This window comes from Streptomyces echinatus, assembly GCF_014203595.1.
In the GTDB taxonomy this organism is placed as follows: Bacteria; Actinomycetota; Actinomycetes; order Streptomycetales; family Streptomycetaceae; genus Streptomyces; species Streptomyces echinatus.
The window spans coordinates 337034-357869 of the sequence record NZ_JACHJK010000009.1 but is presented as its reverse complement, the minus strand read 5'-3'; the positions used below and the strand labels follow the sequence as shown (position 1 = coordinate 357869).

Sequence of the window (20836 nt, the reverse complement as noted above, 5' to 3'; positions counted from 1 at the left end):
CGGCGGCCCCGACACCGCACAGCGGCCCGGACTTCACCCGAACGGCGTCATCCGCGGTGCGCCCCGACGCCGCCTGGCCAACGCTCGGAGTGCCGGTACGCCCCACGAGGACGGAGCGCACCGCACGACGGGGAGGCAGAAAGGAACGCTCATGAGCCAGGCAGCGCAGCCCACCGGACCGACTCCCTCGGGCGGCTCGGGGCCGCCGCGGCAGACCGCCACCCGGAGCAGTGGCTGGGTGACCGGCGGGATCACGTTCGCCGGCGTCCTGATGGTGTGCGGAGGTGTCCTCGGAATCCTGCAGGGGATCGCCGCGGTCGCCGGGGACGACGTCTACTTCCGCATCGGCGCGTACATCTACAAGATGAGCCTCACCGGCTGGGGCACGCTCCACATCATCCTCGGCGCCCTGGTCCTCCTGACCGGTGTCGGCCTGCTCATGGACATGGCGTGGGCCCGGATCGTCGGCCTGTTCCTCGTCGCGCTCAGCCTCATCGCGCAGTTTCTGTTCCTGCCGTACGCGCCCGTCTGGTCGCTGGTCCTGATGGCCATCGACATCTTCGTGATCTGGGCCCTGGCGACCCGTCAGGAAGCGGTGTCCTGAAGCCACCGCGCCGGTCAGGGCGCCCGGCGAGGGCGGTGCCCCTCGCGTCCTGGCGCCTGCGGCGGCGCCCGCGCGACGGCCGCGGATGCCGGGTGCGCGTACGGCGCGCCGGCGGACAGCCCGGGGTACGCGGCCCGCACCTGGTCCGTATGCCGAGCACCCTGGCCCACGCCCGCCGTGGTCCGCGTGACATCATCGGCCGGGGTCAGAACCGCCGCCGTACGAGGAGCACCATGAACCCCGCGCTCACCGAGTCGCCCGAGGGCACCACCCCCCGCCCGCGCGGCGCAGGGAGCCCGGGGCGGGGCGCCTGCCTGCTGGACGACTTCTCCCTGGAGATGACCGGCAAGGACGTCGCGAGGCTCGAGGAAGCGGGCGGCAGCATCCCTCCGGGCACCCGGATCAACATCACCTTCCTCGCCGGCGAGGACACCGCAACACGGCTGACGGCCGCCCGCGCGGTCAAACGGCTCGGCTTCGTCCCCGTACCGCACATCTCCGCGCGCCGCCTGCCCTCCCGGCCGGCCCTGGAGGAGTTCCTCGGCGGGCTGGCGGCCGACGGCACCGCCGAGAACGTGTTCGTCGTCGGCGGCGACCCCGCCCGGCCCGAGGGCCCCTACGCGGATGCGCTCGCCGTCCTGCGCACCGGGCTGCTGCACGACCACGGCGTCCGGCACATCGGCATCACCGGCTACCCCGAGGGCCACCCCGGCATAGCCGACCACGAGCTGTGGTCGGCGCTGACGGACAAGGCGGCGGCCATCGACGCCGGCCGGTTCACCGGCGACGTCATCACCCAGTTCGGTTTCGACGCCGACCCGGTCCTCACCTGGCTGGAGGCCCTCCGCGCCCGCGGCGTGCGGCTGCCCGTCCGCATCGGCGTCCCCGGACCGGCCGGGGTGCGCCGGCTGCTGGGCTACGCCACCCGGTTCGGCGTCGGCACCAGCGCCTCCGTCGCCCGCAAGTACGGGTTCTCGCTGACCAACCTCATGGGCACGACCGGCCCGGACCGTTTCCTGCACAGCCTGGCCGACCGCTACGACCCCGCTCGCCACGGCGCGGTGAAGGTGCACTTCTACACGTTCGGCGGGCTGCGGACCACCGCCGAGTGGATCACCCGCTTCCCGCAGCAGAGCGCCCCCGCCACGCACTCCTCATGAGCCGGCCGGACCCCTGGCCGGGCCCACGTACGTGTCGGATTTCCGCCAGCGACCAAGGCGGCCGGTGGCCGATGCTGGACACATGCAGACAGGGACGCACCTCGACCGGGAGCACTGCGTACGTGCCGTGCAGTCCAAGGACGCGCGGTTCGACGGATGGTTCTTCACGGCCGTTCTGACCACCCGGATCTACTGCCGGCCGAGCTGTCCGGTCGTGCCGCCCAAGCCGGAGAACATGACGTTCCACCCGAGCGCCGCCGCCTGCCAGCAGGCCGGGTTCCGGGCCTGCAAGCGCTGCCGCCCCGACACCAGCCCCGGCTCCCCGGAGTGGAACCGGCGCGCCGACCTGGTGGCCCGGGCCATGCGGCTGATCGCCGACGGGATCGTGGACCGCGAGGGCGTGCCCGGACTGGCCGCCCGGCTCGGCTACAGCACCCGGCAGGTGGAGCGGCAGCTGCTCGCCGAGCTGGGCGCCGGCCCCCTCGCGGTCGCCCGTGCCCAGCGCGCCCAGACCGCACGGCTGCTCATCGAGACCACCTCGCTGCCCATGGCGCAGATCGCCTTCGCGGCCGGCTTCTCCTCCATCCGCGCCTTCAACGACACCGTCCGCGAGGTCTTCGCCCTGTCCCCGAGCGAACTGCGCGCCCGGGTTCCCGGCAGCGGCGCGAGCACCCCCGGCGTGCTCACGCTGCGGCTGCCGTTCCGCGCCCCGCTCAACCCGTCCAACCTCTTCGGACACCTCGCCGCCACCGCCGTACCCGGCGTGGAGGAGTGGCGCGACGGCTCCTACCGGCGCACCCTCAGCCTGCCCTACGGCCACGGCATCGCCGCTCTCGCCCCGCGCCCCGACCACATCGCCTGCCGGCTCACCCTGAGCGACCTGCGCGACCTGACCGTGGCCATCAGCCGCTGCCGCCGCCTGCTCGACCTGGACGCCGACCCGGTCGCCGTCGACGAAAGGCTGCGCACCGACCCGCTGCTCGCCCCGCTGGTCGACCGGGGCCCCGGCCGCCGGGTGCCGCGCACGGTCGACGAGGCCGAGTTCGCCGTCCGGGCCGTACTGGGCCAGCAGGTGTCCACGGCCGCCGCCCGCACCCACGCGGCCCGCCTGGTCACCGCGCACGGCAAACCCCTGGACGACCCCGAGGGCGGCCTCACCCACCTCTTTCCGTCCCCCGAGGCACTGGCCGGCGTCGACCCCGAGACCCTCGCCATGCCCCGCACCCGGCGCACCACCTTCACCACCCTCGTCCGCCGGCTCGCCGACGGCGAGCTGCGGCTGGGGGTGGACGCCGACTGGGCGGAGGCCCGCGCCCGGCTGCTCGCGCTGCCCGGCTTCGGTCCCTGGACCGTGGACGTCATCGCCATGCGCGCCCTGGGCGACCCGGACGCGTTCCTCGCCACCGACCTCGGTGTCCGGCGGGCCGCCAAGGAGCTGGGCCTGCCGGCCACCCCGGCCGCGCTCACCGCCCGCGCGGAGGGCTGGCGGCCCTGGCGGGCCTACGCGGTGCAGTACCTGTGGGCGACCGACAGCCACCCGATCAACTTCCTGCCCGCGTGAGGACCTTCGCCATGAAGCAGTACACGGTCATCGACAGCCCCTACGGCCCGCTCACCCTCGTCGCCGACGACGGCGTCCTGTGCGGCCTCTACATGGCCGACCAGCGCCACCGCCCGGCGGAGGAGACGTTCGGGGCCCACGACGACGCGCCCTTCGCGGCGGCCGAGGAGCAGCTGTCGGCCTACTTCGCGGGCGAGTCGAAGGAGTTCACCCTCGAACTCCGCCTGCAGGGCACTCCGTTCCAGCGCAGAGTCTGGGAACAGCTGACCCGCATCCCGTACGGCGAGACCCGCTCCTACGGCCAACTCGCCGAAGCGCTGGGCAATCCCAAGGCGTCCCGCGCGGTCGGCCTCGCCAACGGCAAGAACCCGATCGGCATCATCGTCCCCTGCCACCGGGTGATCGGCGCGAGCGGCGACCTCACCGGCTACGGCGGCGGACTGGACCGCAAGCGCCGCCTGCTGGACTTCGAACGCGGCACCGCCCTGTTCTGACGTGCCGTACCGGCCCCGCTAGCCGCCGAACTGCCGGACGAGGCCGGGCAGCAGCCGGGGCAGGGCGGTGCCGATCGGCTCGCGGACGACCTCGTGCGCGCGTTCGTCGTACGGCGTCGGCTCGGCGTTGACGATGACCAGGTGGGCGCCGTTGTCGGCGGCGACCCCGACCAGGCCGGCGGCGGGCTGCACCTGAAGACTGCTGCCGACGGCGACGAACACCGTGCACGCCTTGCTGATCGCCAGGGCCTCGCCCAGGACGACGGGATCCAGCTGCTGGCCGAACATCACCGTCGCCGACTTCTGGATGCCCCCGCACGCCAGACAGGCCGGGTCTTCCTCACCGGCGTCCAGCCGGGCCAGGGCCTCCTCCATCGGACCGCGCGCCCCGCACTCCGTGCACACCACGCTCCGCGCGCTGCCGTGCAGTTCCAGCACCTTGCGGGCGGGCATCCCGGCGAGCTGGTGCAGTCCGTCCACGTTCTGCGTGATCACCCGCACCGGGACACCGGACCGCTCCAGCTCGGCGACCGCCCGGTGCGCGGCGTTCGGCTCGACGGCCGACGCCCGGTTCTCGCGCCGCATCCGCCAGGACCGCCGCCGGATCTCCGGATCCGTCATGTAGTACTCGTACGTCACGAGCTTCTCGGCCTCCGGCTCCCGCCGCCAGAGCCCGTTCGGCCCACGGTAGTCGGGAATTCCGGAGTCGGTGGAGATGCCGGCACCACTGAACACGGCCACGAGCGGCTTGGTCATGAACCGAGGCTAGAACGCCCGCCCGCTCGGAGCGAGCGAGTATCGGCGCGCGACGCTGCCGCGGCGGTGTGGTTGTCGCCGCGGTACCGAGTGCGCGTGAGATGGGCCGCGGCCTGGACGAGTCAGTGATCGACGGTGTGGGGACGTGTGGTCATCTTCTCTCCCTCGTCGGCACGGGGTGTTCAGGTCCCGCTCCTGGCCGTGGGAGGCCGCCTGCCGCCTCGTAGTCGAGATGCATCCGGTCACGAGACAGCGGGTAGGGAGGACGCGCGTCTGTCACGCACAGGAGGGGCGATGCCGACCATTCTGATCTCGGTCCTTGCGGTGCTCGTATCACTTGGCTCGCTGGCCCTGTCCTATGCATCCGGTCGACGCACCCACATGCCTGTATTGCAGTTCATGTGGGAAAGCGGGCAGGCTGACGGCAGCGCGCCGAAGTGGTGGCTCGTCAACGTAGGCACGGGTCCGGCAACCAACGTCGTGGTAGCCCAAGCCGCACGGACCAGTCTCGAACGAGGCCTCCACGGCGAGGTCTGGTTCAACCCGGTACTGGTTCCGTCCATCCCGGCCGGCGGAAAACTGGCTCTCACCTGGCTCGGGGGAACAATGGGGCTGGACTGCGGATTAGGGGCAAGTTACACGGACGTTGAGCGCTACTTCTACACCACCAAGTGCGGAGACGACGTCTCGATGTTCTACATCGGCTTGCACCTTCCGCGCTGGCCGCTGCTGAAAATGCACGGAGCGAAAGCCGTCAAGACGTGGTGGGGCGTGGAAGACCTGTCCGGCTCACAGTGGTCACCTGTCACCCCGGAACGTGCCGGACGCCGCTGGTGGCTCCCTCAGCGCTTCGGGCTCTCCCGCCGCCTCGGCGGATGGGCCGACCCGGTGGCCCTGTACCGCCCAAGTACGTGATACCGACCAGCCCTGTCCAAGCTCCGGTGCCAGGGTGCCGAGTCTCAGCAGTCGTTCTCTTTTAGGCCTCACATGCGCCTACTGGGCGGCCGATCCGGATTCCGGCTTCTTCGGGCTGGTGCGGGCGTCGGCGTGCCAGCATGAACTGCTTGGGCGTGTGTCGGCGAGATGGCTCGGGGGCGAGTGTGCAGGCTGCGGCGCGGTGGCTGGTGGCGGTGGCGGGGTCGCTGGTGGCGTTCGCCGCCGTGGCGGTGCCCTGGGCGGTGTGGAGCGGCGACGATCCGTGGGATGTGATCGGTCCGGTGGCCGGTGTGGTCGCGGCGGGAGTGCTGGCAGCGCTGGGCTGGTGGGCGGCGCAGGCCGGCGGGTCGGGGACCCGTCGTGTCCGGCAGTTCGCGCGCGGCCGGGGCGGTGTCCGGCAGACGGGGGGCAGCGTGGGAAGCGGGGCGCCCACTGCTGCGACGGACGTGTGGCAGAAGGCCCGCAGCGATGGTGGCGGTGACATCGATCAGGTCGGCGGGGACCGCAGCTGAGTCAGGGGGACCGGTCGTGGAGCGTTCGGGGCAGCGCCGTACCTGGCAGCAGGCACGAGCGGAAGGAGACGTCTTCCAGGTCGCGGGGAATGTGCATGTACATCCCCCTGCCGACGGTCCCGGGCCCCGGGCAGGGTCCGACCGGCCGCCCGTAGTGGGAGCCATACCGCCGAGATCCTCATGGTTCCAAGTCCGGGCGGAGGCCGACCGGTTGCGTTCTTGTCTGGATGACGGAAGCGACACGGGGGTGACGGGGCGAGTACTGAGCGGGCTGGGAGGGGTGGGCAAGACACAGCTGGCGGCGGACTACGCCCGCTCAGCTCTGCAAGCAGGGAAAATCGACGCCCTGGTGTGGGTGAATGCGACGAGCCGCGATGCGGTGTTGCGTGCCTATGCTGACGCGGGTGAGGTGCTGTGCGGGGCTGACAAGCGTGATCTCGACCGTGCCGCGGAGATGTTCCTCGGGTGGCTGGAGGCGGCTCCCGTGCGCCCTCGGTGCCGCTGGCTGGTGGTGCTGGACGACGTAGCCGACCCCGATGTCCTGGACCAGTTGTGGCCGCCACCCCACCCTCACGGGCGGACGCTGGTGACCACGAGGCGCCGGGACGCCGCTCTGGTCGGTGACGGTCGCCTCCGGGTCGACGTGGGCACGTTCACCTCCCACGAAGCCACCTCGTACCTGACCAAAGCCCTGGACGCCCCCGAACGCCCCGCACAGCCCGTCGAGACCGGTGCGCTCGCCCGCGACTTGGGCTTTCTGCCGCTCGCCCTGTCCCAGGCCGCTGCCTACCTCGTCGACACAGGGCAGGGCATCGCCGATTACCGGGCACTGCTCGCAGACCGTACGCGTACCCTGGCGGACGCCGCCCCCGAGCGTCTGCCCGACGGCCAAGGGGTGGCAGTCGCTGCTGCCTGGTCCTTGTCCCTTGAACGTGCCGACTGCCTGCGCCCAGCCGGTCTGGCGCGGCCGATGCTGTGCATGGCGAGCATGCTCGACCCCAACGGCATCCCCCAAGCCGTTCTCACCAGCGCCTCGGCCTTGGAGTACCTGGCGCTGACACGAACGCACGAGAGCCCTGATGACGAGGCTCTCACGCATGCACCCCCCGGTGCCTGCGCAGCTCCGACCGTGCAGGACGCCGTTCTGGCCCTGCGCGCCGCACATCGTCTCAGCCTGCTCGACCATGCGCCGGATGACCACGTCGGAACCGTACGTGTGCACCGGCTCGTTCAGCGCGCCACCCGGGACAGTCTCGCTGCCGACACCCGCCGTCAGTTGGCCCGCGCGGCGGCTGACGCGCTGATGGATGCTTGGCCCGAGTCGGAACTCGACACCCGCTTCGTGCAGTCGTTGTGCGCCAACACCGCCGCCTTGGCAAACCTGGTCGAGGGTGCGGACCTGTACTCCGGCCAAGTTCACCGCGTGCTCTACCGCGCCGGCAGAAGCCTTGGTGAGTCCGGGCAGTTCGCGGCAGCCGTCGACCACTTCCGCGACCTGCACGAGAAGGCCGAGCGCCATCTTGGCGCCGACCACCCCGACACCTTGGCTGCCCGGAACAATCTCGCGTCGTGGCGGGGGGAGGCGGGTGATGCGGCGGGTGCGGCGGAGGCGTTCGCGGAACTGGTGTCCGACCGGCGGCGGGTGCAGGGCGCCGACCACCCCGACACCCTGGCGGCCCGCCACAATCTCGCCCACTGCAGAGGGGAGGCGGGTGATGCGGCGGGTGCGGCGGAGGCGTTCGCGGAACTGGTGTCCGACCGGCGGCGGGTGCAGGGCGCCGACCACCCCGACACCCTGGCGGCCCGCCACAACCTGGCGCGGTGGCGGGGAGAGGCCGGCCACGCGGCCAAGGCGGCCGCCGCGCTCACAGAGCTTGTCGAGATTCAGTTGCGGGTGCAGGGTGCTGATCACCCCAATACGTTGGCTGTCAGGCACAGTCTGGCTCGCTGGCGGGGAGAGCTGGGGAATGCGGCGGGTGCGGCTGAGGCCTTGACGAAATTGCTGGCGGACCAGTTGCGGGTGCAGGGTGCTGATCACCCCAATACGTTGGCTGTCAGGCGCAGTCTGGCTCGCTGGCGGGGAGAGCTGGGGGATGCGGCGGGTGCGGCTGAGGCCTTGACGGAATTGCTGGCTGACCAATTGCGTACTCAGAGCCCCATCCACCCGAACACTCTGGCCGTTCGGCACAGCCTGGCTCGCTGGCGGGGGGAGGCGGGTGATGCGGCGGGCGCTGCGGACGCCTTCGCGGAGCTGGTGTCCGACCGGCGGCGGGTGCAGGGCGCCGACCACCCCGACACCCTGGCGGCCCGCCACAACCTGGCTTACTGGCAGGGGGAGGCGGGTGATGCCGCGGGTGCGGCGGAGGCGTTCGCGGAGCTGGTGTCCGACCGGCGGCGGGTGCAGGGCACCGACCACCCCGACACCCTGACGACCCAAGGGGAAGTCCTGGCTTGGGCGGAAAGGGCGAAGGGCAATGGCCTGCCGAAGGTCACGTACCGGTCGTGGCTCCACCGGTGGGCAGCGCGGCTCCGGAGGAAGAGGCGGGCCCGGCCCTGAAGGCTGCTTCTCCGTCGAACCGCCCGCCGTTGAACTCACCCATGGGCGCTCTCCCGGAGTGAGGGGTGTGGTGGGGGCTGTGGGGACCGGAGCGCGGCAGGGTGTCTCTCCAGAGCGGGTGCTGCGGGTCATCGAGCCAGGCCTGGAACGACTTCCACCAGATCGTCGCCGGCGCTTTCGGCGGATCAAGTTCGGAGCCGTGGCGCAGCACGTTCAGGTTGTAGACAGCGACACACAGGAGGACGAGCGCAAGGGCGGCCTTCGTGGAGACGGCGGTAAAGCCTCTGACGTGTCTGCCCAGAGCCCGCCCGGACGCCGTCATCCAGTCCGTGGCGCTCTCCACCCCTTCACCGTACAGACGCAGTGCCAGGGGAATACCCGCTCCCTGGCGGATGAGTCGCATCGTGTACGCGTACTCCGGGGCGAGCAGCACGGTGCCGACAAGCCACGCGAACTTCGGGCCGGCCCAGGCGATGATCCTTCCCAGCGGGGGCGCAACCCACAGCGCAGTGAGCCGGATCAGTACGACCCAGGCGACGATCAGCAGCGGCATCCGAATCGGATAGACGAACCACGAGAAGGCGTCCTGCCACGCCTCCCCCAGTGCCTCGAAGGGTTCGATCACTGGTGGCCGGCCCCCTTATTCGTCCACGTGGTGTGCGCGGTCGTTCCGGCCGCCCTCGTCGGGATCCGCGCGTGCGTCTGCATCGTCGAGGTCTTCGCCGCGGTTGTCTCCCCGGTCCCGACCGTCCCGAGGCCCCGGTCGCACCTTGTCGAGTTGGAGAGGACCATCGGCGGGACGCGGCAGTGGCAGTTCCTGAGCCGTGCCCGGCAGAGACACGCCCAGTTGAGCAAGTAACTCGTGGAGAGCACGCGCCCGCTCGTGCTCCTCGCTGCCTTCCGGCGTATGCATGGCCTTGGCGACCTCCAGTTGGGCGAGGAGTGCGAAACGCGCGTCATCGCGCATGTTGCGGTACATCTCCACCGCGACCTCTGGATTCTGGCTCAGCACCTCGGCGGTGATGCCGATGCCGCCCTGCTCGAGGACCTCGGTGGCTTGGCTGCGCCGCATCTGCCCCAGTGCTCCGGCACGGTGGATCTCGGTGGCTGCGGGATCCGGCCGCAGATCGAAGCCGACATCCACGATCTTCAGCAGACCATCACCACTCTCACCGGTGAACTGCTCGCGCTCGAGGCGCTCCTCCAGCTCCCGCACGGCGTCGTACGCGCAGACCTTCGCAGCCGCGCTGAGGCGAGGTCCGATCAGACGCCTGAGCAGCCGCTCCACATCGAATCGCCCCCGCTCCACCGCCAGCTTGGCATCGGCGATGCGCCAGTCGACATCGATGGTGCCGTGGAAACGCAAGCCCTTGTCGGCGCTGTCGAGTTCGACGGCGAGAGACGTGCTCTCCACTGCGACATTGACCACCCAGTACTCGCTCTTCGGCCGGAACCACCGCTGTCCGGACGTAGGCAACTCGCCCTTGGGCAGACAGTGGAGCGCGGTGCCGAGGAGGACCACCACGCACTCGCCCGCCCCGGGGCGGGCCGCTCCAGTGATGGAGCGGGAGCGGTCCACGCGGAAGGGGCCGCGTATGGGTCCGTTCGGGACGTTCACATCAACTCCTCAGTCTGTGTTGTCCTGCAGCGCGGCGCGTTCGCGAACCGACGCGGAGGGTGGTCGAGGCGGCAGGAGCGGGCCAGTCGCGGTCGCGGGTTCCGATGCGGATCCCGGCTGCCGGTCAGTCACGGTAGCGCCGAGTTCGTGACCACCACTCGGAACTTTCGCGGACTCCCGTTCCTGTCCCGGATCTGCTCCCGTCGCGACCGGTTTCATCCGTACCACGCCCCACTCCTACGTGGCGGACGAGGGCGCTCTTCTCCCGGGCGGCGGCCGGCGAGCCGGCTGAACGGCTCCGCCACTGCACCACCATCCCTCCATGGTTCATGCCAGGCGTGGCATACCCCTGCAACGGCCGCCCTAGCCCTGGGTCGTAGACGGTGTCCCGCAGGGTGATGTAGTCGGCCCAGCGTCGTCTGGATCAGCCGGCGCGGACGCGGGTCAGCCGGACGCCGCCCAGCGCATCGCGGCCACCGTGCCCAGCAGCAGTGCCGGGAGCGTCCAGCTCCAGGGCAGCACCCGCCGGACACCGGGCAGCAGTCGCAGCACGACGGTCCCGCCCGCCGCCGCGATGCTCGACGCGCAGGCCAGGACGATGCCGGCGTACGCGTCGTCGTCCCAGGGGCCGGAGGGCCGGATGGTCAGTGCCGTCCAGCAGGAGTACACGGCGACGGCGGTGAGGAGGGCGAGTGGCACCGCGAGCACCAGGCGCAGACAGCCCCGGTCGTCGGCGGGGTCGGCGGGGCGGGGCATGGGCGCGGAACGGTCCTCGGGTGGGTGGAATCGGTCCCCGTGGGGAGCCCCCGATGCTAGCGTCCCGGCATGGCCAAGGTGACTGTCTCGCTCGACGCCCAGCTCGTCGTGGAGGTCATGGTGCTGGCGGGGGTGGGAAATCCGCAGGACGCCGTCGAGCTCGTCGTGAGGGACTACATCGAGCGCGGGCACCGGACCGAGGCACGGACCGCCGCCCGCGACGAGGCACTGCGCGAGGCCGACACCAAGCCGCGGGACCCAGAGGGCTGAGCGGTCACGGCGGGCCAAGAGGTTGCCGGGGGGCGGGACCTGAGCGGTCAGGCCGCCCGGTGGCCGTTTTCCAGTTCCGCCGTGTCGGAGCCGTTCGTCAGTACGTCCAGGGCCGCCAGCACGCGGCGGCCGAGGGCGTCGGGGAGATGGGCGGCCAGGTCGTCGCGGGCGACCAGACGCCAGGACAGCAGTTCCTCCTCCTGGAGGCGGATGGCCTTCAGGTCGGTCTCGGTGAGGACGCCCCCGTCGTACAGGTACGCCACCAGCGGCGGCCGGCCCACGCCGTGCACCCAGTCCACCGCGAGCAGCCGGCCCGGCGGACGGTCGAGCCCGATCTCCTCCAGCGTCTCCCGGCGGGCGCCCTGACGCGGCGTCTCCCCGGTGTCGGACTCGATGGTCCCGCCGGGCAGCGCCCAGCCCTCCCGGTAGTTGGGCTCCACGAGCAGCACCCGACCCTCGGCGTCCCGGAAGAGCGCGGCGGCCCCGGCGAGGACACGGGGCAGGCCCGCGATGTACGCGGCGAAGTCAGGAGTGGTGGTCATGGGGGAAGGGTAACCAGCCACCCCGCCCCTACGTCCCGGTCGAGGCAAGGCGCAGGGTGCGTTCGGCCAGCGCACTGATACGCACGCCGTCGAAGCCGAACACCGCGCTGTGCACCGTGTCCTCCAGCGGGTCCCGCCACCGGCCCGGAATGGCGTCGGCACCGGTGAGGACGCCGGCCACCGAGCCGGCCGTCGCCCCGTTGGAGTCGGTGTCCAGCCCGCCGCGCACGGTCAGGGCGATGGTCCGGGTGAAGTCGCCGTCGCCGTACAGCAGCCCGGCGGTGAGCACGGCGGCGTTCGGCACGGTGTGGATCCAGCCCAGCCCGGCGGTCTCCTCGGACACCGTGGCCAGCGTCTCCTCCCAGGGCAGCCGGGTCTCGTGCAGGGACGCCACCCGCCGTACGGTCCGGGCCAGCCGGCTGCTCGCCGGGACGACCGTGAGCGCGGTGTCCAGGGCGTCCCGGACGGTCGGGGCGGTGAAGGCCGCCGAGATCAGCGCGGCGGCCCACATCGCACCGTAGACGCCGTTGCCGGTGTGCGAGAGCACCGCGTCCCGGCGGGCCAGACCGGCGGCCCGGACGGGATCGCCCGGGCAGGTCCAGCCGTAGACGTCGGCGCGGATCAGCGCGCCGATCCACTCCTGGTACGGGTTCTCGTACGTCGCCGTCAGCGGCGGCTTCATCCCGTTCGCGAGGTTCCGGTACGCCGCGCGTTCCGCCGTGAACGTCTGCAGGTACGGCAGCCTGAGCAGCCACAGGTCGCCGACCTGCTCGGTGCTGAAGCCGAAGCCGTGGGTCTCCAGCAGGTGCAGGCCGAGGATCGCGTAGTCGACGTCGTCGTCCCGGCAGCTGCCGTGGATCCGGCCGCGCACGCACTGGCGCCACTCCGGGCGCAGTACGGCGGCCTCGTCCGCGTCGGCGGGCTCGGGGAGGTAGTCGGTCAGCGGCAGGGCGGACGCACCGCGCAGATAGCGGTCGATGCGGTCGCGGGTCCACACCTCGCCCTGTTCGACCGGTTTGCCCAGCATGTTGCCCGCGATACGGCCGAGCCAGCCGCCGTGGATGCGGTCGGCGAGTTCCGGTCCGGTGCGCTGGGTGTCCATGGCAGGGGTGTACCCACTTTGCCCAGCCGGCTCCCAGCGGCTTCCCACGGTTCGGGCGGGGCATGACGGCGGGGGTGTCCTGCGGTTATGGTCACAGCGGCGCGACTGGCCCTGACGTGCGCGGGGCCCGGAGAGCAAGGGGAAGACAAGGTGGCGGACGCTGCAGGGAACGAGACCCGTCGGGTGCTCATCGCCGCGGACAAGTTCAAGGGCTCGCTGACGGCCGTGCAGGTCGCCGAGCGGGTGACGGCCGGCCTGCGCCGGGTCGTGCCGGATCTCCGGGTCGAGGCGCTGCCCGTGGCCGACGGCGGCGACGGAACCGTGGACGCGGCGGTCGCGGCCGGTTTCGAACGGCGCGAGGTCCGGGTCGCCGGGCCGCTCGGCCAGGAGGTGACGGCGGCGTTCGCGCTGCGCGACGGCACCGCGGTCGTGGAGATGGCCGAGGCGAGCGGCCTCCAGCGGCTGCCGGCGGGCGTCTTCGCGCCGCTGACCGCCTCGACCTACGGCTCCGGCGAACTGCTGCGGGCCGCGCTGGACGCGGGCGCGCGGACGATCGTGTTCGGCGTCGGCGGCAGCGCCACGACGGACGGCGGCGCGGGCATGCTGTCGGCGCTGGGCGCGCGGTTCCTCACCGAAAAGGGCGAGCCGGTGTCCCCGGGCGGCGGCGGCCTCGCCGAGCTGGCCCGCGCGGATCTCTCCGGCCTGGACCCCCGGCTGTCCTCGGTCGAGCTGGTGCTCGCCAGTGACGTCGACAACCCGTTGACCGGGCCGAAGGGCGCTCCCGCCGTCTACGGCCCGCAGAAGGGGGCCTCGCCGGACGACGTGGCGGCCCTGGACGCGGCGCTGGCGCACTTCGCGAAGGTGCTGGAGGCCGAGGCCGGCCCGCGGGCCGCAGAGTATGCGGCGGCTGCGGGGGCGGGTGCCGCCGGCGGCATCGGCTACGGCGCCCTCCTGCTGGGCGCGCGCTTCCGCCCCGGCATCGAGGTGATGCTGGACGTGCTGGGCTTCGCGCCCGCCCTGGAGCGGGCCTCGCTGGTCATCACCGGCGAGGGGTCGCTGGACGAGCAGACGCTGCACGGGAAGGCGCCGGCGGGGGTGGCCGCGGCGGCGCGGGCCGCGGGCAAGGCCGTGGTGGCGGTGTGCGGGCGGCTGGCCCTGCCGACGGAGGCGCTCGCGGGGGCGGGTATCGCCGAGGCGTACCCCCTGACCTCGGTCGAGCCCGACGTCGCGAAGTGCATCGCGGACGCCGGGCCGATCCTCGAGCGCGTCGCCGCCCGGATCGCCGAGGACCGCCTGAGCTGAGCCCCCTGGGAGCTCCGCCCCCAGACCCCCCCTTGGCCCACCCACCCGTCTCGGTCCGCCACAGAGGCACCCCCCGGGCACCGCCCGTCGCGGAACCGGCGCGGGCCGGGCTCGGCCTCGTCGGTCGCTTTCCGGCCCGCCGAGTCGGGTGGTGGGTGGGCGAGGCCGGGAGGTCAAGGGCCCCGTGGGTCCCGGCTGCGCCGGTGCCGGAGACGGCGAAGGGCCCCGGACCAGGTGGTCCGGGGCCCTTGGAGCGAAGCGCTACGGCAGCTGTGCCGCGCGAGCCTCACGCCGGTTGTCGCGGAAGTTGTTCACCCGGCGGGCCGTGGCGAACAGCGGGATCACCGCGCCCATGACCAGCTGCAGGGCGCAGCCCGTCTGGAGGAGCAGCTGACCGCTCGGGGCGTCGAAGGCCCACGCGGCCAGGAGGCCCATCGAGAGCACGATCCAGGCGAGCATCGCGCCGGCCAGGCGGCCCCGCGGCTTCGGGTACTCGACCCGGCTCACCATCAGCCAGGCCGTCCCCAGGATCGCCAGCAGCGTCGCCACGAAGGGCAGCTCCAGCAGCACGATCGAGACGACGGTCAGCGCGCCGAACGGCGAGGGCATGCCCTGGAACATGCCGTCCTTCAGCGTCACGCAGGAGAAGCGCGCCAGCCGCAGCACGACCGCGAGCAGCACCACGATCGCGCCCACCGCCGCCACCCGCTGGTGCGCGTCGTCCGCGACCATGCCGTAGACGAGGACGAAGTACGCGGGGGCGAGTCCGAAGCTGATCAGGTCCGAGAGGTTGTCCAGCTCGGCACCCATGGGGGAGGAGCGGAGCTTCCTCGCCACCAGCCCGTCGAACAGGTCGAACACGGCCGCGCAGAGCATCAGGATGACCGCCGTGGCCGCGCTGTGGCGGGCCATGCCGGACTCCTGGCTCCCGGTGAGGTGCGGGATCAGGATGCCGGTGGTGGTGAAGTACACCGCCATGAAGCCGCACGTGGCGTTACCCAGCGTGAGGGTGTCCGCTATCGACAGGCGGAGCGAGAGGGGCATCTCCTCCTCGTCGTCCACCTCGTCGGCCTCGGGCACCCAGCCGGCCTGGGTCTCCGGATCAATCACGGTCAATGCGAGTCACCCCAGCCACGGTCTTCTGACCGACCTCGACCGCGACCTCCACGCCCTCGGGCAGGTAGAGGTCGACACGCGAGCCGAAGCGGATCAGACCGATGCGGTCGCCCTGCTCGACCTTCGTCCCCTCCGGGAGGTACGGCACGATACGGCGGGCCACCGCGCCGGCGATCTGGATCATCTCGATGTCGCCGAGTTCGGTGTCGAAATGCCAGACTACGCGCTCGTTGTTCTCGCTCTCCTTGTTGAAAGCCGGAACAAAGCCGCCGGGGATGTGCTCGACCGACGTCACCGTGCCCGCGAGCGGCGCGCGGTTGACGTGGACGTTGAGCGGGCTCATGAAGATCGCGACGCGGGTGCGCCCGTCCTTCCACGGCATGATGCTCTGCACCACACCGTCGGCGGGGGAGATGACCCTGCCCGTGGCGATCTCGCGCTCGGGGTCGCGGAAGAACCACAGCATGCCCGCCGCGAGCGCGGTGGCGGGCACTGCGACGGCCTTCGCCACGCCGGAGCGGCGGGCACGGGCCAGGCTGAGGGCTGCGGTGGCGACGGTCGGGAGAAGCCACGGCGATGCTCCGCGCGCGAGGCGTGCGCCTACCAGGCTGTCGCGGTGTGCAGAGGTTTGGCTGTGGGGCATGGATGACCTTCGTAGCGGATGATGCCGCGCTCGACGGGGGACGGCGGCTTTCCCGGGATCGTACCGGTCGGGGCCTACAACTGGGCAAGCCAGGAAGCCGAGTCGGCGGCCGAAGACCGTCTACGGGGTGTGATCTTCTTCTCGAAGAAAACACCCCGTATCCGGACAATCAGCCCTGGAATCGATACTCTTCGAGCAGCCTGCGCCCGATGATCATTTTCTGGATCTCGGCGGTGCCTTCACCGATGAGCAGCATCGGGGCCTCCCGGTAGAGGCGCTCGATCTCGTACTCCTTGGAGAAGCCGTAGCCGCCGTGGATCCGGAAGGCATCCTCCACGACCTCCTTGCAGTACTCGGAGGCGAGGTACTTCGCCATCCCTGCTTCGAGGTCGTTTCGTTCCCCGGAATCCTTTTTGCGAGCCGCGTTGACCATCATGGCATGCGCGGCCTCGACCTTGGTGCCCATCTCGGCCAGCTTGAACTGGATGGCCTGGTGCTGGGCGATCGGCTTGCCGAAGGTGTGCCGCTGCTGGGCGTAGCGGACGCCCAGCTCAAAGGCGCGCTGGGCGACGCCGCAGCCGCGCGCCGCCACATTGACGCGGCCGACCTCCACGCCGTCCATCATTTGGTAAAAACCTCGGCCGGTGACCCCGCCGAGCACCCGGTCGGCCGGAACGCGCAGGCCATCCATGATCAACTCGGTGGTGTCGACGCCCTTGTAGCCCATCTTGTCGATCTTGCCGGGGATGGTGAGGCCCGGGCGGACCTCGCCGAAGCCCGGCTCCTTCTCGATCAGGAAGGTGGTCATCGACTTGTGGGGCGCGGTGCCCTCGGGGTGTCCTTCGTCACTCCGGACGAGAACGGCCACCAGCGAGGACGTGCCGCCGTTCGTCAGCCACATCTTCTGGCCGTTCAGGACGTACTCGTCGCCGTCCTTGACCGCCTTCGACGTGATCGCCGACACATCGGAGCCCAGGCCCGGCTCCGACATCGAGAAGGCGCCGCGGATGTCGCCGGCCGCCATCCTCGGCAGGAAGTGGTCCTTCTGCTCCTGCGTGCCGTGCTGCTTGAGCATGTACGCGACGATGAAGTGCGTGTTGATGATGCCGGACACCGACATCCAGCCGCGGGCGATCTCCTCCACGCACAGCGCGTAGGTGAGCAGCGACTCGCCCAGGCCCCCGTACTCCTCGGGGATCATGAGACCGAACAGGCCGAGTTCCTTCAGGCCGTCCACGATCTGCTGCGGGTACTCGTCGCGGTGCTCCAGTTCGGTCGCGACAGGGATGATCTCCTTGTCGACAAAGTCCCGAACCGTGGAGAGGATCTCCTGCTGGACGTCGGTCAGACCGGCGGTCTGGGCGAGACGGGCCATGCCTACTTCTCCTGCTGCTTCGGTTCCGGGCGGCCGGGCTGCTCGCCGCCGCGCTCCTTGATGTACGTCTCGGTGGGCACCATCACCTTGCGGCGGAAGACGCACACCAGGGTGCCGTCCTGCTTGTAGCCCTTGGTCTCGACGTAGACGATGCCACGGTCGTTCTTCGACTTCGACGGCCACTTGTCCAGCACGGTCGTCTGGCCGTAGATCGTGTCGCCGTGGAAGGTCGGCGCGACGTGCTTGAGCGACTCGATCTCCAGGTTGGCGATCGCCTTGCCGGAGATGTCCGGGACGGACATGCCGAGCAGGAGGGAGTAGATGTAGTTCCCGACCACCACGTTCTTGCCGAAATCCGTCGTCTTCTCGGCGTAGTTGGTGTCCATGTGGAGCGGGTGGTGGTTCATGGTGAGGAGACAGAACAGGTGGTCGTCGTACTCCGTGACCGTCTTGCCCGGCCAGTGCTTGTACGTCGCACCGACCTCGAACTCCTCGTAGGTGCGTCCGAACTGCATCGCGCTCAGGCCTCCGGGATCTCGAACTTGCTGGTCCGCTGCATGCCGGCGGCCCGGCCCTTGCCGGAGATGACCAGGGCCATCTTGCGGCTGGCCTCGTCGATCATCTCGTCGCCGAGCATCGCGGAGCCCTTCTTGCCGCCCGCCTCGGACGTGTAGTAGTCGTACGCGTCCAGGATCAGCTCGGCGTGGTCGTAGTCCTCCTGCGACGGCGAGAAGATCTCGTTGGACGCCTCGACCTGGCCGGGGTGCAGCACCCACTTGCCGTCGAAGCCGAGCGCGGCGGCGCGCTGGGCCACCTCGCGGTAGCCCTCGACGTTGCGGATCTGCAGGTAGGGGCCGTCGATCGCCTGGAGGTTGTTGGCGCGGGCGGCCATCAGGATCTTCATCAGGATGTAGTGGTAGGCGTCCGCCGGGTAGCCGGGCGGCTGCTCGCCCACGACCAGCGACTTCATGTTGATGGACGCCATGAAGTCGGCCGGGCCGAAGATGATCGTCTCGACGCGCGGGGAGGCCTGCGCGATCTCGTTGACGTTGTTCAGGCCCTGCGCGTTCTCGATCTGCGCCTCGATGCCGATCTTGCCGACCTCGAAGCCCATGGTCTTCTCGATCTGCGTCAGCAGCAGGTCCAGGGCGACGACCTGCTGGGCCGTCTGCACCTTCGGCAGCATGATGCAGTCGAGGTTCTGGCCGGCGCCCTCGACGACGGTCACGACGTCGCGGTACGTCCACTCGGTCGTCCAGTCGTTGACGCGGACCACCCGCGTCTTGCCCGTCCAGTCACCCTCGTTCAGGAACTTGACGATGGTGTGCCGCGCCTCGGGCTTGGCGAGCGGCGCGCACGCGTCCTCCAGGTCGAGGAAGACCTGGTCCGCCGCGAGGCCCTGCGCCTTCTCGAGGAAGCGCGGGTTCGAGCCGGGTACGGCCAGGCACGAGCGCCGCGGGCGAAGGCGGTTGACGGTCGTCATGCGGGGACCTCCAGGGGGTCGAGCTTGTTCGCTTTCCGGATCTCGTCGGCGATGCGGCCGATGATCCCGGTGATGTCGAAGTCCTTCGGGGTGAACACCGCGGCCACGCCGGCGGCCCTGAGCTGTTCGGCGTCACCGTTCGGGATGATGCCACCTGCGATCACCGGTATATCTGTGGCACCGGCCACACGCAGCCGCTCCAGCACGTCAGGGACCAGCTGGGCGTGCGAGCCGGACAGGATCGACAGGCCGACCGCGTGGACGTCCTCCGCCAGGGCCGCGTCCACGATCTGCTCCGGGGTGAGCCGGATGCCCTGGTAGACCACCTCGAAGCCGGCGTCGCGCGCACGGACGGCGATCTGCTCGGCGCCGTTGGAGTGCCCGTCCAGGCCCGGCTTGCCGACCAGGAAGCGCAGCTTGCCGACCCCCAGGTCGCGCGCGGTGGCGTCCACCTTGGCGCGGACCTCGGCGAGGGCCGAGCCGGCCTCGGCGGGCACGGCGACCGGCGCCGAGGAGACCCCGGTGGGCGCCCGGTACTCGCCGAACACCTCGCGCAGGGCGCCCGCCCACTCGCCGGTGGTGACCCCTGCGCGGGCGCACTCCAGCGTGGCCTCCATGAGGTTGCCGGTGCCCTTGGCCGCCTCCTTCAGCCGCTCCAGCGCCTTGCAGGGGCGCGGGTGGTTGAAGGGCGGCTGGTAGCGGGTGTCCCGCCAGCGCTGGAGCGACTCGATGACCCGGTTCTCGACCGCCGGGTCCACCGTCTGGATCGCGGTGTCCAGGTCGGCGGTCAGCGGGTTGGGCTCGGTGCCCTCGAAGATGTTGACGCCGATGATCTTCTCCTGGCCGGACTCGATCCGGGCCCGGCGCTCGGCGTGCGAGGCGACCAGCTGCGACTTCAGGTAGCCGGACTCCACGGCGGCCATCGCGCCGCCCATCTCCTGGATGCGGTCGATCTCCGCGAGGACGTCCCCGACCAGCTGGTCCACCTTCGCCTCGATCACCTTCGAGCCCTCGAAGATGTCCTCGTACTCCAGCAGGTCGCTCTCGTAGGCGAGGACCTGCTGGATGCGCAGCGACCACTGCTGGTCCCAGGGCCGGGGCAGGCCGAGCGCCTCGTTCCAGGCGGGCAGCTGCACGGCACGCGCGCGTGCGTCCTTCGAGAGGGTCACCGCGAGCATCTCCAGCACGATCCGCTGGACGTTGTTCTCCGGCTGCGCCTCGGTCAGGCCGAGCGAGTTCACCTGGACGCCGTAGCGGAACCGGCGCTGCTTGGGGTTCTCGATGCCGTACCGCTCTTGCGTGATCTTGTCCCAGATGCGGCCGAACGCCCGCATCTTGCACATCTCCTCGACGAAGCGGACGCCCGCGTTCACGAAGAAGGAGATCCGGGCGACCACGTCGCCCATGCGCTCCTGCGGCACCTGGCCGGAGTCGCGCACGGCGTCGAGGACGGCGATCGCGGTGGACATCGCGTACGCGATCTCCTGCACCGGCGTGGCCCCGGCCTCCTGCAGGTGGTAGCTGCAGATGTTGATCGGGTTCCACTTCGGGATGTGGGAGACCGTGTACGCGATCATGTCCGTCGTCAGGCGGAGGCTCGGTCCGGGCGGGAAGACGTGCGTCCCGCGGGACAGGTACTCCTTGACGATGTCGTTCTGGGTCGTGCCCTGGAGCTTGGTGATGTCCGCGCCCTGCTCCTCGGCGACGACCTGGTAGAGCGCCAGCAGCCACATGGCGGTGGCGTTGATCGTCATCGAGGTGTTCATCTGCTCCAGGGGGATGTCCTGGAACAGCCGGCGCATGTCACCGAGGTGCGCGACGGGCACGCCGACCCGGCCGACCTCGCCGCGGGCGAGGATGTGGTCGGAGTCGTAGCCGGTCTGGGTCGGCAGGTCGAACGCCACCGACAGACCGGTCTGGCCCTTGGCGAGGTTGCGCCGGTACAGCTCGTTGGACGCCTCGGCCGTGGAGTGGCCGGCGTACGTGCGCATGAGCCACGGCCGGTCCTTCTCCCGCCTGCCTTCGGCGGACTGACGCTCAGTCATCTAT

The 20836-nt window shown here is 70.9% G+C and carries 21 protein-coding genes and 1 pseudogene; 9 read left to right on the top strand and 13 right to left on the bottom strand.

Features of this window, described 5'->3' with window-relative positions; all coding sequences use genetic code 11:
* Nucleotides 1-151: 151 nt before the first annotated feature.
* The 4 genes from FHS34_RS25900 (at nt 152) to FHS34_RS25885 (ending at nt 3819) form a co-directional block, all read left to right on the top strand.
* The gene (locus FHS34_RS25900; protein ID WP_184969549.1) at nt 152-604 is read left to right on the top strand and encodes a DUF7144 family membrane protein; all 453 of its coding nucleotides are present in this window, start codon (nt 152-154) and stop codon (nt 602-604) included.
* Nucleotides 605-942: 338 nt separating this feature from the next.
* Entirely contained in the window at nt 943-1764 is an 822-nt protein-coding gene (locus FHS34_RS25895) for a methylenetetrahydrofolate reductase (protein WP_225817735.1), read from the top strand.
* Between the two features lie 82 nt (nt 1765-1846).
* Complete coding sequence (locus FHS34_RS25890) at nt 1847-3325, top strand: DNA-3-methyladenine glycosylase 2 family protein (RefSeq protein ID WP_184969545.1); 1479 nt, start codon at nt 1847-1849, stop codon at nt 3323-3325.
* 11 nt (nt 3326-3336) lie between these two features.
* A complete protein-coding gene (locus FHS34_RS25885; RefSeq protein WP_184969543.1) occupies nt 3337-3819 on the top strand; it encodes a methylated-DNA--[protein]-cysteine S-methyltransferase in 483 nt (160 codons plus the stop codon).
* Between the two features lie 18 nt (nt 3820-3837).
* Here FHS34_RS25885 and FHS34_RS25880 read toward each other — a convergent pair whose 3' ends face one another.
* On the bottom strand, nt 3838-4575 hold the full coding sequence (locus tag FHS34_RS25880) for an SIR2 family NAD-dependent protein deacylase (protein ID WP_184969541.1): 738 nt from the start codon (nt 4573-4575) through the stop codon (nt 3838-3840).
* Between the two features lie 44 nt (nt 4576-4619).
* Nucleotides 4620-4730: pseudogene (locus FHS34_RS44205) on the bottom strand (cytidine deaminase); the annotation flags it as partial.
* A 139-nt stretch (nt 4731-4869) separates the two neighbouring features.
* On the opposite strand from FHS34_RS44205, the gene FHS34_RS25875 reads away from it, so the two are divergent.
* The 3 genes from FHS34_RS25875 to FHS34_RS25865 all read left to right on the top strand — a co-directional run bounded on the left by FHS34_RS25875 (nt 4870) and on the right by FHS34_RS25865 (nt 8580).
* A complete protein-coding gene (locus FHS34_RS25875) occupies nt 4870-5490 on the top strand; it encodes a hypothetical protein (RefSeq protein WP_184969539.1) in 621 nt (206 codons plus the stop codon).
* 185 nt (nt 5491-5675) lie between these two features.
* On the top strand, nt 5676-6023 hold the full coding sequence (locus FHS34_RS25870; protein WP_184969537.1) for a hypothetical protein: 348 nt from the start codon (nt 5676-5678) through the stop codon (nt 6021-6023).
* A 154-nt stretch (nt 6024-6177) separates the two neighbouring features.
* Nucleotides 6178-8580, top strand: coding sequence for a tetratricopeptide repeat protein (locus tag FHS34_RS25865; protein WP_225817734.1), 2403 nt, complete (start codon nt 6178-6180; stop codon nt 8578-8580).
* Here FHS34_RS25865 and FHS34_RS25860 read toward each other — a convergent pair.
* From FHS34_RS25860 to FHS34_RS25850, 3 genes are all read right to left on the bottom strand, one after another.
* Complete coding sequence (locus FHS34_RS25860) at nt 8513-9205, bottom strand: hypothetical protein (RefSeq protein ID WP_184969533.1); 693 nt, start codon at nt 9203-9205, stop codon at nt 8513-8515. The genes FHS34_RS25865 and FHS34_RS25860 overlap by 68 nt on opposite strands.
* Nucleotides 9206-9220: 15 nt before the next feature.
* A complete protein-coding gene (locus tag FHS34_RS25855; RefSeq protein ID WP_184969531.1) occupies nt 9221-10198 on the bottom strand; it encodes a hypothetical protein in 978 nt (325 codons plus the stop codon).
* 444 nt (nt 10199-10642) lie between these two features.
* On the bottom strand, nt 10643-10954 hold the full coding sequence (locus tag FHS34_RS25850; protein WP_184969530.1) for a hypothetical protein: 312 nt from the start codon (nt 10952-10954) through the stop codon (nt 10643-10645).
* A gap of 69 nt (nt 10955-11023) precedes the next feature.
* Here FHS34_RS25850 and FHS34_RS25845 point away from each other — a divergent pair, with 69 nt between their 5' ends.
* On the top strand, nt 11024-11224 hold the full coding sequence (locus tag FHS34_RS25845; RefSeq protein ID WP_184969528.1) for a type II toxin-antitoxin system VapB family antitoxin: 201 nt from the start codon (nt 11024-11026) through the stop codon (nt 11222-11224).
* Nucleotides 11225-11271: 47 nt separating this feature from the next.
* Here FHS34_RS25845 and FHS34_RS25840 read toward each other — a convergent pair whose 3' ends face one another.
* Nucleotides 11272-11766, bottom strand: coding sequence for an NUDIX domain-containing protein (locus FHS34_RS25840; protein WP_184969526.1), 495 nt, complete (start codon nt 11764-11766; stop codon nt 11272-11274).
* Nucleotides 11767-11794: 28 nt separating this feature from the next.
* On the bottom strand, nt 11795-12868 hold the full coding sequence (locus tag FHS34_RS25835) for an ADP-ribosylglycohydrolase family protein (protein WP_184969524.1): 1074 nt from the start codon (nt 12866-12868) through the stop codon (nt 11795-11797).
* A 150-nt stretch (nt 12869-13018) separates the two neighbouring features.
* Here FHS34_RS25835 and FHS34_RS25830 point away from each other — a divergent pair, with 150 nt between their 5' ends.
* Entirely contained in the window at nt 13019-14170 is a 1152-nt protein-coding gene (locus FHS34_RS25830) for a glycerate kinase (protein WP_184969522.1), read from the top strand.
* A 261-nt stretch (nt 14171-14431) separates the two neighbouring features.
* Here FHS34_RS25830 and pssA read toward each other — a convergent pair whose 3' ends face one another.
* The 6 genes from pssA to FHS34_RS25800 all read right to left on the bottom strand — a co-directional run bounded on the left by pssA (nt 14432) and on the right by FHS34_RS25800 (nt 20832).
* On the bottom strand, nt 14432-15250 hold the full coding sequence (pssA, locus tag FHS34_RS25825) for a CDP-diacylglycerol--serine O-phosphatidyltransferase (RefSeq protein ID WP_184969644.1): 819 nt from the start codon (nt 15248-15250) through the stop codon (nt 14432-14434).
* A gap of 22 nt (nt 15251-15272) precedes the next feature.
* Complete coding sequence (locus tag FHS34_RS25820) at nt 15273-15929, bottom strand: phosphatidylserine decarboxylase (RefSeq protein WP_184969520.1); 657 nt, start codon at nt 15927-15929, stop codon at nt 15273-15275.
* Between the two features lie 169 nt (nt 15930-16098).
* The gene (locus FHS34_RS25815; RefSeq protein ID WP_184969518.1) at nt 16099-17304 is read right to left on the bottom strand and encodes an acyl-CoA dehydrogenase family protein; all 1206 of its coding nucleotides are present in this window, start codon (nt 17302-17304) and stop codon (nt 16099-16101) included.
* Between the two features lie 2 nt (nt 17305-17306).
* A complete protein-coding gene (locus FHS34_RS25810; protein WP_037654726.1) occupies nt 17307-17819 on the bottom strand; it encodes a MaoC family dehydratase in 513 nt (170 codons plus the stop codon).
* A gap of 5 nt (nt 17820-17824) precedes the next feature.
* Nucleotides 17825-18787, bottom strand: coding sequence for an HpcH/HpaI aldolase/citrate lyase family protein (locus FHS34_RS25805; protein WP_184969516.1), 963 nt, complete (start codon nt 18785-18787; stop codon nt 17825-17827).
* Nucleotides 18784-20832, bottom strand: a complete 2049-nt coding sequence (locus tag FHS34_RS25800) for an ethylmalonyl-CoA mutase (RefSeq protein WP_184969514.1) — start codon at nt 20830-20832, stop codon at nt 18784-18786. Before FHS34_RS25800 ends, FHS34_RS25805 begins: the two co-directional genes overlap by 4 nt.
* Nucleotides 20833-20836 lie beyond the last annotated feature (4 nt).